This window comes from Faecalibacterium prausnitzii (genome assembly GCF_003287495.1).
Lineage (GTDB): Bacteria > Bacillota > Clostridia > Oscillospirales > Ruminococcaceae > Faecalibacterium > Faecalibacterium prausnitzii_I.
Genome location: NZ_PRLE01000004.1, coordinates 168165 through 183896, shown reverse-complemented (window position 1 = coordinate 183896; position 15732 = coordinate 168165). Strand labels below are relative to the sequence as shown.

Below are 15732 nucleotides of genomic sequence, written 5' to 3'. Positions count from 1 at the left end.
TATGAAAGTTCTGATCGCTGCCGGCGGCACGGCCGGCCATATCAACCCGGCGCTGGCCATTGCGGGTGCCCTGAAAAAAGCCGACCCCACCGCTGAGATCCATTTTGCAGGCCGGAAAGAGGGCATGGAGTACCGCCTGGTCACCCAGGCGGGCTACCCGTTCCATCACATTGAGATCACGGGTTTCCAGCGCAAACTCTCGCTCAACAACATCCGGCGGAACATCATCACCCTGTGGAACCTGGCCCTCTCGGGGCCCACGGCGAAAAAGATGATGAAAGAGATCCAGCCGGACCTCGTCATCGGCTGCGGCGGCTATGTCTCCGGCCCGGTGGTGCGCTGCGCCGCCAAGCAGGGCATCAAGACCGCCCTGCATGAGCAGAACGCGTTCCCCGGCGTGACCAACAAACTGCTGGCCCCGGATGTGGACATCGTGTTCGCCGCCGTGCCCGCCGCCGTGGAGAAGCTGGGTGCCCCGGAAAAGACCATCGTGGTGGGCAACCCGGTCCGCCCGGAGGTGTTTGCGCAGGCCAGGAACCGTGACGCCATCCGTGCCGGGCTGGGCGCGGGCGACCGGACGATCATCCTGTCGTTCGGCGGCAGTCTGGGTGCCCGTCGTGTCAATGAAGTGGTGGCCGACCTCTGCGCCTGGGAACAGAAGAATGCAAAGCCGGTGCTCCACCTGCATGCCACCGGTCAGTACGGCGTGGAGCTGTTCCAGAATCTGGAAAAAGAAAAAGGCTTTGCCCCGGGCGAGAGCCTTGTGGTAAAAGAATACATCAACAACATGCCGGAGCTGCTGGCGGCTGCCGATCTCGTCATCAGCCGCGCCGGTGCCCTGACGCTGGCCGAGCTGGAGGCCGTGGGCCGCGCTGCAGTCCTGATCCCCAGCCCCAATGTGGCGGAGAACCACCAGTATTACAACGCCCTCGAGCTGCAGAAAGCCGGGGCCGCCGTGGTCATTGAGGAAAAAGACCTGACCGGGGAAAAGCTGGTGCAGACCGTTTCCGACATGCTGGCCCGGCCCGGCAAGCTGGCTGAAATGGGCCAGAACGCTCGGAAGCTCTCGGTGGACGACAGCCTGGACCGCATTGCAGACGCCCTGCTCAAGCTGGTCAAGACCCCGTAATTGCACCGGGAGACAACTTGTGATAAAATCAGACGGAAAGGAGGGGAGGCCCCATGGCACAGAACCGCAGGCGTGAGAATCCAAACCGGAACCAGAGCCGCCCGGCGCAGGGAAATACAGCCCGCCGCCGCAGCCGTTCCAACGCTTCCGGCCGCCGCCGGGTGTATGACCAGGCGCAGGACGCCCGCCGTGCCTCCTCTCAGCGCCGGGGCAGCCCGCAGGGCTACCAGGAGCAGACCATTGATTTTGCAAACGGCAGTGTGCGCTATGAGCAGCCCCGCCGGGCAGATAACAGCATCCAGTTCCCCCGGCAGGGAAGGCAGATGTCCGGCTCTGCCGGGCAGAACGGCGCGGGCCGCTCCCGGAGCGCCCAGGACCGTGCCCGCGGCCGGAATGGGAACAGCAGCACCCGCCCGGCGAACGGAGCCTCCAGAGGCGCGAAAAACGGCCCCAGCGGGAGGATGCGCCCCACGGAGGCCAACCTCCGCAGCCCCAGCCGCCGGGAGAGCAAAAAGAAGCGGAAGCTGACCCGCGCGGCCATCCGGCGGCGCAGGATCATCCGCCGTCTGACCGCCTTTGCCCTGCTGCTCTGCGTCATTGCGGCGGGCGTTTACCTCACGGTCACCATGCTGTTCAAGATCAGCTCCATTCAGGTGCAGACGGCGGACGGCACGCAGGTGGCCGAGGCGGGCGGCTACGCCAGCGAGCAGATCTTGCAGGCGCTGGGCGTCCACACCGAAGAGAACATCTTCAGCTTTGACCCGGGCCAGAAATCCAAGGAGCTGGAAAAAGCGTTCCCCATGCTGGAGTTCATCCATGTGGAGCGGCAGTACCCCGGCACCGTGGTGGTCCAGGTGACAGAAGCCCGGCCCACCTACGCCATGCAGGTGGAGGGCGGCTGGCTGACCCTCTCGGCCAGCCTGAAGATCCTGTCCAAGGATGCCGCCCAGCCAGCGGGCCTTGCCACCCTTTACGGCGGGGAGCCGGTGTCTACCACGCCCGGCGAACAGCTGGACTTTGCCGCGGCCCCTGCCGCCAGCAGTGCGGCCGCTTCAGAGAGTGCCGACAGCGCGGCTTCTTCGGAAACAGAGGCGGAGACCGACCAACGGCTGGAATCGCTCAACACCCTGATGTCCGCACTGGACAGCTACGGGATGCTGGGCGACGCCACCCGCATGGAGTTTGCGGACACCGAGGAAATGGCCTTTTTGTATCAGGACCGCATCAGCGTCCTGCTGGGCACGCTGAATGAGCTGGATTACAAGCTCAAGCTGGCCCAGTATGTCCTGCTCAACCAGGACGGCAAGGGCTGCGCCGCCACCGATACCGGTCTGCTGGACCTGAGCCACCTGAGCGCGTCCAGCACCCGGAAATTCCGCTTTGCGCAGGGCGAACCTACCCTGCCCTCGGGCTATCTCGTGCCGGAAGTTTCCACACCGGAGGAAACGCCGGTGGAAAACCCGGACGCCGCTGAGGCGGATCCCCCGGCGGATGCGGAGCTCTCCGCGGAGACATCGGCAGCGCCGGAGGCCGACCCTGCGGCCGGAGCGGAAACTCCGCCGACGGAAAAAGCCGCAAATCAGGAAACCACCAATCAGGGATGAGGAGTGTGTTACTTATGAAACTGGAACAACTGATGGAGGATGTGCCCTTTACCCTCGTGCAGGGCACCCTGGAGACCGAAATCGAGGATATCATCTACGACAGCCGCAAAGCCGCGCCCGGCCTGCTGTTCGTCTGTATCGTGGGCACCCAGCGGGACAGCCATGATCTTGCCGCCGACTGCGTGGCAAAGGGCGTCAATACGCTGGTCATCCAGCACGATATCGACCTCTCGGCCATGCCGGACGTCAATGTCATCAAGGTGGAGAGCAGCCGCTACGCCATGGCAAAAATGAGCGCCAATCTGTTCGGCAACCCCTCCCGCCAGATGACCATGATCGGCGTGACGGGCACCAAGGGCAAGACCACCACCACCCACATGATCAAGAGCGTGCTGGAAGCCGCGGGCCGCAAGGTGGGCATGATCGGCACCAACGGCATCTACTTCCTGGGCCACCACAAGGAGACGGCCAACACCACGCCCGAGAGCTATGAGCTGCAGAAGACGTTCCGCCAGTTCCTGGACGCGGGCTGTGATACGGCATTGATGGAAGTCTCCAGCCAGGGCCTGATGATGGACCGTGTGGCGGGCATCCACTTCCATGTGGGCGTCTTCACCAACCTTTCGCCGGACCATATCGGCCCCGGTGAGCACAAGACCTTTGAGGAATACCGCAGCTGGAAAGGCAAGCTGTTCCAGCGGTGCGATATCGGCGTGGTCAACATCGACGACGCCAACACCGAGGCCCTGCTGGAGGGCCACACCTGCCAGCTGGTGACCTATGGCTGCGGCGAGGCCGCTGATTACCGTGCAGGCGAGTATCAGCTGCTCCGTACCCACGATTTTCTGGGCGTGCAGTTCCATGTCTCCGGCAAGGACGATATGGACGTGAAAGTGAACATGCCCGGTGAGTTCAGCGTGTACAACGCCCTGGCCGCCCTGGCCGTGGGCAAGGTGCTGGGCCTGCCGGATGAGGCCATCCACGAGGGCCTGGGCAAGTGTGTGGTCAAGGGCCGCGTGGAGCTGGTGCCCATCAGCAAGCGGTTCACCATCCTGCTGGACTACGCCCACAACGAAGTCTCCACCGAGAGCCTCCTTACCACCCTGCGGGCCTACCACCCACACCGGCTGGTGGTGGTGTTTGGCTGCGGCGGCAACCGCTCCAAGCTGCGCCGCTACGGCATGGGCGAGATCTGCGCCAGGATGGCGGATTTCTCCATCGTCACCGAGGACAACAACCGCTTTGAGAAAGTGGAAGACATCATCGCGGACATTCGTGTGGGCATGGAAAAGGGCAACCCGGACGCCAAGTACATCGAGATCCCGGACCGGCTGGATGCCCTGCACTACGCGGTGGACCACGCCCAGGAGGGCGACCTGATCGCCGTCATCGGCAAGGGCCACGAGACCTACCGTGACCGCGAGGGCGTCAAGACCCCGTTCCTGGAGCGGGAACTGCTGGAAGAGTACGCCCGGCAGATCGGCCTGGAATAAATTTGCGAGCAATAAAAAATACCGCTGTGTCGTGTGACACGGCGGTATTTTTTGTAAATTCAGATTCAGGCGTTCAGCTGGGGAACGCTCTCCTCCTGCAGGAGGTTGGTCATGCTCTTGAGGCTGATGCCGATGGTGGACAGGTTGTGCAGCATGGCGCTGGTGGCCGGCTGCAGGATGCCCATGGCACCCAGCACGATGAGGGTGGAGTTGAAGCTCAGCACAAAGTGATAGTTTGCGCTCACCCGGCGCTGCAGCTGGTTGGCAATGGCCTTGAGGGCCACCAGCTCTTCCAGACTGTCGGCCTTGATGGTCACGTCCGCGATCTCGCGGGCAATGGCAGCGCCTGAGTTGATGGCAATGCCGATGTCGGCGGCGGAGAGGGCAGGGGAGTCGTTGATGCCGTCGCCGATCATGACGACGGTATGGCCCTCAGCCTTGGCTTTCTGGACAAAGGAAGCCTTATCCTCGGGCAGCACCTCGGCAAAGTACTGGTTCACGCCCACCTGTTTGGCGATGGCAGCGGCGGTGCGGTCACTGTCGCCGGTCATCATCACGGTGTTGGAGATGCCCAGTTCGCGCAGCTGGCGCAGCACATGGGCGGCCTCGGGGCGGAGCGGGTCAGCGATGCAGATAACGCCCACCAGCTGGCCGGAAGCGGCCATGTAGAGGTGAGAATACTGCGGGTCAAGGTCGTTGAACCTGTCCATTTCGCCTGCGGGGACGGTGCAATGCTCATCCTCAAAGACGAAATGGTGGCTGCCGATGACCACCCGCTCACCGCCCACGCGGCTGGCGATGCCGTGGGCCACGATGTACTCCACCTCGGAGTGCATCTCCTCGTGGGAGATGCCGCGCTCCCTGGCGGCACGGACCACGGCGTTGGCCATGGAGTGGGGGAAGTGCTCTTCCAGGCAGGCAGCCAGCTGGAGCACCTCACGCTCCTCACAGCCGGAGAACGGAACCACCTGCACCACCTGCGGGGTGGCGTGGGTCAGGGTGCCCGTTTTATCAAACACGATGGTGTCGGCCTTGGCCAGAGCTTCCAGATATTTTCCGCCCTTGACGGTGATGTGGTAGTTGCCGCACTCGCGCATGGCGGAGAGGACGGCCAACGGCATGGAGAGCTTGAGGGCGCAGGAGAAGTCCACCATCAGGATGGAGATGGCGCGGGTCACGTTGCGGGTCAGCGCGTAGGTGGCCACGGTACCGGCCAGGCACCAGGGCACCAGACGGTCGGCCAGCTGCAGGGCGCGGTTCTCCGTGCTGGACTTCAGCTTCTCGGACTCCTCGATCATGGAGACGATCTTGTCGTAACGGTTGGCGCCGCCCTCGGCCTTGGCGGTAAAGACGCATTCGCCCTCTTCCACCACAGTGCCGGCGTAAACGGTGGCACCGGAAGCCTTGCGCACCGGCATGGACTCGCCGGTCAGGGCGGCCTGGTTCACCATGGCCTCGCCCTCCAGAACGGTGCCGTCCAGCGGGATCATGTTGCCGGAGCGGACCACGATCTCGTCGCCCGGGTGGACTTTCGTCAGGGGCACCAGGACCTCGCCGCCCCCGGCACGCACCCAGACCTTATCCACGTTCAGGGCCATGCTGCGGGCCAGATCATCGAGGCTCTTCTTGCGGGTCCACTCTTCCAGAAGGGAGCCCAGGTTCAGCAGGAACATCACCGAGCTGGCGGTGTTGAAATCGCTGCGCAGGATGGAGGCGCTGATGCTCAGTGCATCCAGCACTTCCACCTCCAGCTTGCGCTGCAGCAGGCAGCGGATGCCTTTCCAAACGAACGCGATGGAGCGCCAGATGGTGTAGGCCGCCGCGATGGGAGCGGGCAGGAACAGCTTGCGGGCGTAGTGGCCGGCCACCAGGGTGAACATCTTATCCTGATATTCCCGGTTGATCTTCCGGCTGTCGTTGGAGGTGACCAGCACATCCAGCTCCGCGTTATCAAATTTATAACCGGCCAGCAGGGCAATGGCTTCCTTGCGGCTGCCAGTGTAGGTCAGCACCACGTCGCCTGTCCGCTCATACACGGTGGCGTGGTGGATGCTGTCCTGATGGTTCAGGTAAGCTTCCAGCACATCGGCACGGTGGAGGGTCATCCGCACAGCGTGGACATGCACCCGCATCCGGCCCCGGCTTTCATGTAAAATCGTACATTTCATCAGTAAGAACCTCTTTTAGTGCAGATTCATGAAAAAGAGCCGCCCGAAGGCGGCTCAGAAGCTGCGGGATTATTCCTCGGTCTTTGCTTCCGTCTCGGCAGCGTCCTCGATGACTTCCTGTGCAGCCTCGGCAGCGCGGGCCTCGTTGATGGCCTTTGCATCGGCCAGGATATCACCGGCCTGCTCCTGGACCTTATTGACAGTCTCCATGGTGGAGTCTTTCATGCGCAGGACGGCGGCAGTGGTCTGGGTGTAAACTTTCTTGGCATCCTTGCTTGCCAGCACTTTGAAACCGGCAGAACCAAACACGACACCACCAACAAACAGAGCAATCTTCTTCACGTCAACCATAGTTGTAAACCTCACTTATTTTTATTTCGGCATCTGGAATGCCTGTCTTGAGCCCCCGCGGCTGCCTTGCCTGCTTTCACCCGATGTCTACAGGCCGAATCCGGGCAGTGGAGGACCACTTCTGGCCATATTGTAGCACGGCTTTTCAAATTTTCAAGGGTTTTGAGTTAAATTAAGACGTGCTAACTTTTTACGAAAAGTAGTTAGAAAACGCTATCCCTACGTGTTTTTTATAACAAACTGCGGTTTGTATGGCTGAACAAACCACTCTTTGTAATACGCCGGGAACAAAAAAATCAACGAAATACGGCCCGGAGGGTTGCACTGGGGCAGCGCTTCATTGTACAATAAAGCGTAAGAGAGAAAAACGACCATCCAAAGGGCGGGCAACACTGCCCGGAAGTGAGGAAGATATGAGCGAGAAGAATATCCGGGTGCTGGCACTGGACTTGGACGGCACCCTGACCAATGACGAAAAGAAAGTGACTCCCCGCACCCGCGCGGCGCTGGATGCCGCCGTGGCAAAGGGCGTGACCATCGTGCTGGCCTCCGGTCGCCCCACGGCAGGCATCATGCCGCTGGCAAAGGACCTGGGACTGGACAAAAAGGGCGGCTGCATCCTGGCCTACAATGGCGGTGCCATCATCGACTGCAAAACGGGGGAGACCCTTTACCAGAAGCGGCTGGACCCGGACATGGTGCCTAAGCTCTGCGCCTTTGCGGCGGAGCAGGACATTGCCATTCTTACTTACAATAAAGAGGGCGTTGTCACCGAGCGCCCGGAGGACGAGTGGGCGGCCCGGGAGGGCTTTACCTGCCACCTGCCCATGATCCAAGTGGAGGATCTGGCGGCTTATGTGGATTACCCCATCTGCAAAATGCTCATCACGCTGGACCCCGCCCGCCGCGACGAAGTCTGCGCCGAGGGGAAAAAGCGGTTTGAGGGGCAGATCGACCTGTACCCCTCCAGCCCGTTCTTCATCGAGGCCGTGCCGCTGGGCGTCGCCAAGGACGTCAGCCTGGGGGCTTTGCTGGAGAAGATGGGGCTGACCCGCGAAAATCTCATGGCCTGCGGCGACGGCCTGAATGACCGCTCCATGCTGGCCTTTGCCGGCACGGGCGTTGCCATGCGGAACGCTGAGGACGCCGTGAAAGCGGTGGCCAGCGATGTGACCACCGCCGACAACAACCACGACGGCGTGGCCGAAGCCATCGAGAAGTTTATTTTGGACTGAGAGGGACGACACAACAATGCCACAGCGCAATCTGGTTTTATTCGATTTGGAGTGGAACATCGGCTACCAGCCGTATCCATTCAACTATCACGGGGTGCAGCAGACATTCCGGGGCGAGATCATTGAGATCGGCGCGGTGAAGATCGACGAGGACGCCAATGTCCTGGATACGTTCTCCATCCACCTCCGGCCCCGCATTTTCCGCAAATTACAGCACCACATCGCCAAGGTGACGGGCCTGACCCAGGCCGACCTGGACCGGGGCGAGCCCATCGTGCAGGGGCTGCGCCGCTTTATGAAGTGGTGCGGCCCGGATGCCGAGTTTGCGGAGTGGGGCATGGACGATGTGCCGGTGCTCAAGCAGAATCTTTTCCTGTGCAATCTGGATGAGAGCCGCCCGACCGTCTGGTATGATCTGCAGCAGGTCTTCCTGCGGGAGCACCCCCGCAAGGAGGGCGAGGGGATGACGCTGGAGAGTGTCGTCACCCGGATGGGGATTCCGATGGATCGCCCGTTCCACGATGCCCTGTCCGACACGCTCTACACCGCCGATGTCTGCCGCAAGCTGGACCTGCGGGCCGGGCTGGCGGCCTACCCCACCGAGGACGAGGCCCTGCACCAGAGCCTCTGCCCGGCCCCCGGCGATTACCGGGATTTCAAAGTCTTCCGCGGCTATGTGGAGCCATCTACCTGGCGCATGGATCCCGCCATCAGCGTGGCGCAGTGCCCGGTGTGCGGAGAAGATCTGACCCCGGACGAGATCTGGCTGAAAAAGGGCAGCAACAGCTGGTATACGCTGGCCCAGTGCCCCCGCTGCCAGGGCAGCGGCAACGAGGCAGGCAAGGGCGTCCTGCAGCGGTACAAGCTGGCCCGGCGGGACGGCCTGCACTGGAGCTTTGCCCGCTGCGTGCAGGTGCCGGACGACGCGGGCCTGGCCCGCTGGCACAAGCAGCGCACCCAGCAGATCGAGCGGATGCGTGCCCGGGCCGAAAAGCAGGCGGAAGAAGCCGCCAAAAACGCCGCGAAATAAGAAAAATTTTGCAGGAAAACCCACCTTTCTTCCGTAACAAAAGGAGAGGACGGGTGCAAAAAGGCAAAAACGCTCAAATTCTGTTCATAGCCCCGTCATAGAATTTGGATATACTAGCTGCATAGAATGTGCGAAACGGGAAAGGATGAACGCGTGATGGACTGGACATGGTTCCACCAGCTGGGGCAGCTGGAGTTCTGGGAGGGCCTGCTGGCCGGGTTTGAGAATCTGGGCCCGCTGGTGCCCATCCTGCTGGCAGCGGTGGAGTCGTTTTTCCCGCCGCTGCCGCTGGTGGCCATTGTGGCCCTCAATGTGGCGGCTCACGGCGGGGTGCTGGGCTTTTTGTACAGCTGGATGGGGGTGGCCGCAGGCGGCACCATCATGTTCCTGTTCTGGCGGCGGGTGGTCAAGCGGTTTTTCTGGAAGCTGGCCAGCCGCTCCCGCAAGCTGGAACGGGCGCAGCAGTGGGTGAACCACCTGGATACGGCGTCCCTGTTTATGCTGGCCCTGCTGCCCTTTGCGCCCACTTCGTTCATGCACTTTGCCTTTGGCATGTCGGACATGGACGAGGGCCACTATCTGCGCACCGTGCTGCTGGGCAAAGGTGCCATGGTTGGCATGATGGCCGTGTTCGGACAATCGCTGCTGAGCAGCCTGCGCAACCCGGGGTATCTGGTGCTGGCCATTGCCATCTGGGGCGGAATGTACTGGGTGAGCAAGCAATTCTGCAAGAAGCACGATATCAACTGAAAAGCGGTGCAGCCCAATGGAGCGATGGCTTACCGTGTTGTGGGATCTCCGGCAGAAAAGACTCCAATAGATCAGATGAGATAAAAGCGGACTGCTTCGGAAAATCATGAAAAAGACAGACTTTTCACACGCAAGAATGAGCGAACTGGGTCTGGACTATACCTATCTGCAGGTGCCCGCCGCCCATGACTGGGAGTGCTGGCAGCTGACCTTTGCAAATGCAGCAGAGAACTTCCTGTGGAAATAATTTCGGACAGAATATAAAAAGCAAATGATAAAAAGGGGCTGTTGCGTTTTTTGCAACAGCCCCTTTTCAGGTCTGATCAATTCTCGGCCAGGTTGCCGGTGTAGAGCTGATAGTACTTGCCTTTCTTGGCAATCAGCTCATCATGGCTGCCGCGCTCAATGATGCGGCCCTGCTCCAGGACCACGATGCAGTCTGCATTGCGGACCGTGGACAGGCGGTGGGCGATGACGAAACTGGTGCGGCCGTACATCAGGCCGTCCATGCCGCGCTGGACCAGCGCCTCGGTGCGGGTATCAATGGAGGAGGTTGCCTCGTCCAGGATCAGCACCGGCGGGTCAGCGACCGCGGCACGGGCGATGGCCAGCAGCTGGCGCTGGCCCTGAGACAGGTTGGCACCGTCGCCGGTCAGCATGGTGTTGTAACCATCCGGCAGGCGCTGGATGAAGCCATTGGCGTTGGCCAGCTTGGCGGCCGCGATGCACTCTTCATCCGAGGCGTCCAGACGGCCATAGCGGATGTTCTCCATGACCGTGCCGGTAAACAGGTGGGTATCCTGCAGCACGATGCCCAGAGAGCGGCGCAGGTCGCTCTTCCGGATCTTCTGGATGTTGATGCCGTCGTAGCGGATCTTGCCGTCCGAGATGTCGTAGAAGCGGTTGATGAGGTTGGTGATGGTGGTCTTGCCGGCACCGGTGGAGCCGACAAAGGCAATCTTCTGGCCCGGGCGGCCGTACAGGTTGATGTCGTGCAGGACGGTCTTCTCGGGCACATAGCCGAAATCAACATCCGTAAAGGTGATGTCACCGGCCAGCTTGTGGTAGGTGGTGGTGCCGTCGTGGTGGGGGTGCTTCCAGGCCCAGATGCCCGTCCGCTCCTTGGTCTCCACGAGGTTGTCGTCCCGGTCGTACTTGGCGTTGACGAGGGTGACATAACCCTCATCGGCCTCGCTGGGCGCATCCATCATCTTGAAGATACGCTCGGCACCGGCCAGTGCCATGATGATGCTGTTGGCCTGCATGGACACCTGGCTGATGGGCATGTTGAAGCTCTTGTTCAGGGCCAGGAACGCCATGACAGTGCCCAGCGTCATGCCGCCCACATTGCCCACGGCCATGGCCGCGCCCACCAGAGCGCAGACGGCGTAGCTCACGTTGCCCAGCTGGGCCGTGACGGGCATGATGATGTTGGCGTAGCTGTTGGCCTGCTTGGCGCTGTCTTTCAGCTTATCGTTCAGCTCCCGGAAACCGGCCAGAGTTTTCTGCTCGTGGGTGAACACCTTGACAACTTTCTGGCCCTCCATCATTTCCTCGATGTAGCCGTTCAGCTTGCCGAGGTCACGCTGCTGGGCGATGAAGTATTTGCCGCTCTGGGAGGTGATCTTCTTGGTGGTGAAGAGCATCAGGGCTACCATCAGCATGGTGACGACGGTGAGACGGATGTCCAGCATACACATGCTGACAAAGACGGAAACGATGGTGATGGCGCTGGAGATGAGCTGCGGGATGCTCTGGCTGAGCATCTGGCGCAGGGTGTCCACATCGTTGGTGTAAACGGACATGATATCGCCGTGGGGGTGCTGGTCAAAATACTTGATGGGCAGGCTCTCCATGTGGGTGAAGAGCTGGACGCGCAGGTTGCGCAGGGTGCCCTGGGTCACGTTGACCATGATGCGGGAATTGCACCAGGCGGCTATGATGCCCACCAGATAGATGCAGCCCACCTTGAGCAGAGCGCCCAGCAGGGGAGCAAAATCAGGGTTGGCCTGCTGGGTCATGGGGACGATGTAATCGTCCACCAGCGTTTGCAAAAACAGGCTGGCCTGCACATTTGCCATGGCACTTGCCACGATGCAGAACAGCACGATGATGCAGTGGGGCAGGTAGTGCTTGAATACCTCACCCATGATCCGCTTGAGCAGCTTGCCCGGGTTCTCTACTTTGGGGCGCGGGCCGCCGACGCCGCGGGGGCCGGGGCCGTGAACCACTTTTGCTTTTTCCTGTGCCATTACTGCTCACCTCCCTGCTTGTCGAAGTCGCCGCTGCCCTGGGTCTGGCTGTTGTAGACTTCCTGATAAATGGCGTTGGTCTTCAGCAGCTCCTCATGAGTGCCCAGGCCGTTGATCTGGCCGTTGTCCAGCACCAGGATGCGGTCCGCATCCTGCACCGAGGAGATGCGCTGTGCAATGATGATCTTGGTGGTGCCGGGGATCTCTTCCCGGAACGCCTTGCGGATCTTGGCGTCCGTGGCGGTATCCACGGCGCTGGTGGAGTCATCGAGGATCAGAACCTTGGGTTTGCGCAGCAGGGCGCGGGCAATGGTCAGGCGCTGCTTCTGGCCGCCGGAGACGTTGCTGCCGCCCTGCTCGATCCAGGTGTTGTACTGATCGGGGAAGCGCTCGATGAATTCATCGGCGCAGGCCAGCTTTGCCACCCGGATGCACTCTTCCTCGCTGGCGTTCTCGTTGCCCCAGCGCAGGTTATCCAGGATGGTGCCGGAGAACAGCACGTTCTTCTGCAGTACCATGGAGACCTCATGGCGGAGGACATCAAGGTTGTAATCTTTCACGTCCACGCCGCCGACCTTGACGGTGCCGGTCTCGGCGTCGTACAGGCGAGGAATGAGCTGGACCAGGCTGGATTTCGCGCTGCCCGTGCCGCCGATGATGCCCAGCGTTTCGCCGGGTTTGACGGAGAATGTGATATCATTCAGCACCGGCTGGCCGGAGCCGTGCTTATACTGAAAGGAAACATGCTCAAACTCAATGGAGCCGTCGGCCACCTGCTGCACGGGGTTCTTGGCCGGGGGCAGGTCCGTCTTCTCGTCCAGCACTTCCACGATACGCTTGGCGGAAGAGGCGGACATGGCGATCATGACGAACGCCATGCTCAGCATCATCAGAGCCATGAGAACGTTCATGATGTAGCCGAACAGGGCGTTGAGCTGGCCGGTGGTGATGGCGCCGTGCAGGACATACTTGGCGCCGAACCAGCTCAGGGCGATGTTGCAGCCGTAAACGGCGGTGAGCATGGCGGGGTTATTGAAGCTCAGGCGGCTCTCCGCGTTGACGAACTGGTTGTACAGGCTCTCGCAGGCCTTGGTGTACTTCTCGTTTTCAAAGCCCTCGCGGACAAAGCTCTTGACCACGCGGATGGCCGAAACGTTCTCCTGCACGGAGGCGTTCAGGTTATCGTAGTTTTTGAACACGCGGTCAAAAATTTTGAACGTGGGCACCATGATGGATGCCAGCACCGCCAGCAGGAATGCCATGGCCACCACAAAGATCAGGGCCAGCGGGCCGCCGATCATGCAGGCCATGAACAGGGCAAACACCAGATGCACCGGGGCGCGCACGCACATCCGCTCGATCATCTGGAACGCGTTCTGCACGTTGGTCACGTCGGTGGTCATACGGGTGACAAGGCCGGCGGTGGAGAATTTGTCGATGTTGGAGAACGAGTAATGCTGGACGCTCTCATACATGGCGTCGCGCAGATTGCCTGCAAAGCCCGTGGAAGCATCGGCGGCAAAGCGGCCCGCCAGCACACCCAGCAGCAGCGCGAAAGCGGCCACCAGGAACGTGAGCAGACCATATTTGAGGATGGCGTTCATATCGCTCTTCTCGATGCCCTGATCGATGATGAACGCCATGATGGTGGGAAGCAGGATATCCATGATCGCTTCCAGCGCGGAAAGGAGCGGCGTCACGATGGCAGAGCGTTTGTACTCGCCCAGATGTGACGCTAACTTTTTGATCATCTGTAGTTTCCTCCTGTGATTGATTTTGTTTGGTACAGAACAATTCTATACAGAACTTTTTGAATGTCAATGCAATTCAAAAAGGTTTCGGAAAAAGTTCATATTTGTGAATCATTCAGTCCGTTCTTGAGTTTGTTGAGCAGTCGGAGCAGCTCGGTGTTTTCTTCCTCTGTCAACAGCCCAGCTACAAATTCGTCGGTCTGATGGAGGGAGAGCATGGTCTTTTCGTGGAATTCCAGGCCTTTGGCTGTCAGCACCAGCATTTTGAGCCGGGCGTCCTGGGGGACGCTCTGGCGCTCAATGTAGCCTTTGCGCTCCATCAGCTGCAGAATGTTGGTCACGGTGGAGCGGGTAATGGAAAAATCCCGCTCGATGTCCCGCTGGAAGACCGGCTCACTCTGATGGGAGTAGAGATATTCCACGATCCACCCATGCATGGGCGTGCCCTGTTCCAGCCCGTTTGCCCGGGAGAACGCGTTGATCTTGCGGAAGATGAGGTTGTTTACCCGGCGGATCTGGGCCGGGATGACCTGCGGCGGCTCCCAGGGCGGGTTGTCGTGGGGAGGGCAGCAGCCGGGATGCACTGTTTTAAAATCGGTCAACATAAGAATCACCCTTTGGATCGTTTTGAAATTGAACTGTTTCAAATAAAACTGTTTGATACAGTACAATTATAGGCGTGAGAAAGGAAATGTCAAGAGAAAAGTTTCCGAAATGCCAAGGCCTCTCCCTTTGAAAGACTCCCCCGTCCGGGGGAGGTGGCACGAAAGTGCCAGAAGGGGGCAAGGTGTCACCGCAGGTGACGGAGAGGGCAAGGATGTGAACAAAAAGAAAAAACACAGCGATACGCACTCTATTTGCTAGAGTCAGCGTATCGCTGCGCATACAGATTTTATTTTACCGGGCTCGCCCTCTCAGGCGCTGGCGCGCCAGCTCTCCCAAAGGGAGAGCCCCTGGCGAAGAGGAAAAGCTTATTGTGCTTTCTGGCCCTGCAAAATCGCCATGACGATCTCGGGTTTGTTGGTCACGATGATCTCCGGGTTCTGCTTGAGGACACTGCGCAGGTCCCGGCGGCTCTCGTCGCCCACAGGCCAGGGGGCCACATGGTAGCCCATCTCCACCGCGCGCTGGAGCAGGGTGGTGTCCCGGAAGCAGACGTGGTACTCCGGGCCGACATAGTCCAGCGGGAAATCAAACTGGGAGACATACTTGAGCATATCGGTCTGGTAATAGTACTGCTGTAAGATCTCCACCAGATTTTTGCCCGGGTAGTTGGAGGAGAGGGCGGTCAGGCGGTCATTGAGATAGCGAACCAGCAGGCCGTTCTCCTCGTCCACCGAGTCCGGGTTCTCCACGATGGAGACGGCCTTTTCCAGCCCCTGCGGGCCGGAGAGCTCTTCCAGCAGCGGGTCGCCGTTGGTCAGGCCCAGATCTTCCCACAGGGCTGTGGGCGGGCAGAGGGAGGACTCCGTGTTCAGAAACAGGGCAGCGGTGCGGATCTCGGGCCGGATCTCCTTGATGCGGCCCAGCAGGCCGTACTGGAACGAGGTGAGGATGACTTTATCCTCCATGTGCGCATTGACCACCGCGTCGATGACCCGCTCCGGGAAATCGGCATCCCGGTCCAGATAGGGCTTGAGCTCAATGTGCATCATCTTCATGTCTTTGCCGATGTCCAGCACTTCCTCGATGGTGGGGATCTTCTCGCCTTCGTACTCGGGGCTCTTCCACTTGCCAAAGTCCAGCTGGCGCAGCTCGTCAAAGGTCATATCGTAGATATCACCCTTGACGCCGGTGTGCGCATCGGTGAAGAAATCGTGGGCAATGACCAGCTTGTGGTCCTTGGTGAGCTGGACATCGCACTCGAAGCCGTCGGCACCCAGCTCCTTGGCCAGCCGGAACGACGCCAGTGTGTTTTCCGGTGCCAGGTTGGAGGCACCGCGGTGTGCTATGATGAGGGGACGCATAC

The 15732-nt window shown here is 60.5% G+C and carries 13 protein-coding genes; 7 read left to right on the top strand and 6 right to left on the bottom strand.

Features of this window, described 5'->3' with window-relative positions:
• Window position 1: 1 nt before the first annotated feature.
• From murG to C4N22_RS08690, 3 genes are read left to right on the top strand one after another with little or no spacing between them, the layout of a single operon-like run.
• The gene (gene murG / locus C4N22_RS08700; RefSeq protein ID WP_112148669.1) at window positions 2-1129 is read left to right on the top strand and encodes an undecaprenyldiphospho-muramoylpentapeptide beta-N-acetylglucosaminyltransferase; all 1128 of its coding nucleotides are present in this window, start codon (window positions 2-4) and stop codon (window positions 1127-1129) included.
• Between the two features lie 53 nt (window positions 1130-1182).
• A complete protein-coding gene (locus C4N22_RS08695) occupies window positions 1183-2733 on the top strand; it encodes a cell division protein FtsQ/DivIB (protein ID WP_112148668.1) in 1551 nt (516 codons plus the stop codon).
• Between the two features lie 14 nt (window positions 2734-2747).
• On the top strand, window positions 2748-4226 hold the full coding sequence (locus C4N22_RS08690; protein ID WP_112148667.1) for a UDP-N-acetylmuramoyl-L-alanyl-D-glutamate--2,6-diaminopimelate ligase: 1479 nt from the start codon (window positions 2748-2750) through the stop codon (window positions 4224-4226).
• A 65-nt stretch (window positions 4227-4291) separates the two neighbouring features.
• Here the strand turns inward: C4N22_RS08690 and C4N22_RS08685 are convergent, their stop codons facing one another.
• Both C4N22_RS08685 and C4N22_RS08680 read right to left on the bottom strand, forming a co-directional pair.
• Window positions 4292-6394 (bottom strand): heavy metal translocating P-type ATPase, encoded by a 2103-nt coding sequence (locus tag C4N22_RS08685; RefSeq protein WP_242980992.1) that lies wholly within the window; start codon window positions 6392-6394, stop codon window positions 4292-4294.
• A gap of 69 nt (window positions 6395-6463) precedes the next feature.
• A complete protein-coding gene (locus C4N22_RS08680) occupies window positions 6464-6745 on the bottom strand; it encodes a DUF6110 family protein (RefSeq protein ID WP_022256992.1) in 282 nt (93 codons plus the stop codon).
• A 413-nt stretch (window positions 6746-7158) separates the two neighbouring features.
• On the opposite strand from C4N22_RS08680, the gene C4N22_RS08675 reads away from it, so the two are divergent.
• The 4 genes from C4N22_RS08675 (at window position 7159) to C4N22_RS12905 (ending at window position 10007) form a co-directional block, all read left to right on the top strand.
• Entirely contained in the window at window positions 7159-7980 is an 822-nt protein-coding gene (locus C4N22_RS08675; protein WP_112115850.1) for a Cof-type HAD-IIB family hydrolase, read from the top strand.
• A gap of 16 nt (window positions 7981-7996) precedes the next feature.
• Window positions 7997-9010 (top strand): 3'-5' exonuclease, encoded by a 1014-nt coding sequence (locus C4N22_RS08670; protein ID WP_112148666.1) that lies wholly within the window; start codon window positions 7997-7999, stop codon window positions 9008-9010.
• Window positions 9011-9166: 156 nt separating this feature from the next.
• On the top strand, window positions 9167-9760 hold the full coding sequence (locus C4N22_RS08665) for a TVP38/TMEM64 family protein (RefSeq protein WP_112148665.1): 594 nt from the start codon (window positions 9167-9169) through the stop codon (window positions 9758-9760).
• Between the two features lie 106 nt (window positions 9761-9866).
• Complete coding sequence (locus tag C4N22_RS12905) at window positions 9867-10007, top strand: hypothetical protein (RefSeq protein WP_181567193.1); 141 nt, start codon at window positions 9867-9869, stop codon at window positions 10005-10007.
• A 76-nt stretch (window positions 10008-10083) separates the two neighbouring features.
• Here the strand turns inward: C4N22_RS12905 and C4N22_RS08660 are convergent, their stop codons facing one another.
• From C4N22_RS08660 to C4N22_RS08645, 4 genes are all read right to left on the bottom strand, one after another.
• The gene (locus C4N22_RS08660) at window positions 10084-12012 is read right to left on the bottom strand and encodes an ABC transporter ATP-binding protein (RefSeq protein WP_112148664.1); all 1929 of its coding nucleotides are present in this window, start codon (window positions 12010-12012) and stop codon (window positions 10084-10086) included.
• A complete protein-coding gene (locus C4N22_RS08655; protein ID WP_112148663.1) occupies window positions 12012-13763 on the bottom strand; it encodes an ABC transporter ATP-binding protein in 1752 nt (583 codons plus the stop codon). The genes C4N22_RS08660 and C4N22_RS08655 overlap by 1 nt, the downstream gene beginning before the upstream one ends.
• A gap of 98 nt (window positions 13764-13861) precedes the next feature.
• Window positions 13862-14368 carry a MarR family winged helix-turn-helix transcriptional regulator gene (locus C4N22_RS08650; protein ID WP_022257000.1) on the bottom strand — a complete coding sequence of 169 codons (507 nt, stop codon included), beginning with the start codon at window positions 14366-14368 and terminating at the stop codon, window positions 13862-13864.
• Window positions 14369-14734: 366 nt separating this feature from the next.
• Entirely contained in the window at window positions 14735-15730 is a 996-nt protein-coding gene (locus tag C4N22_RS08645) for a glycerophosphodiester phosphodiesterase (RefSeq protein ID WP_022257001.1), read from the bottom strand.
• Window positions 15731-15732: the final 2 nt, after the last annotated feature.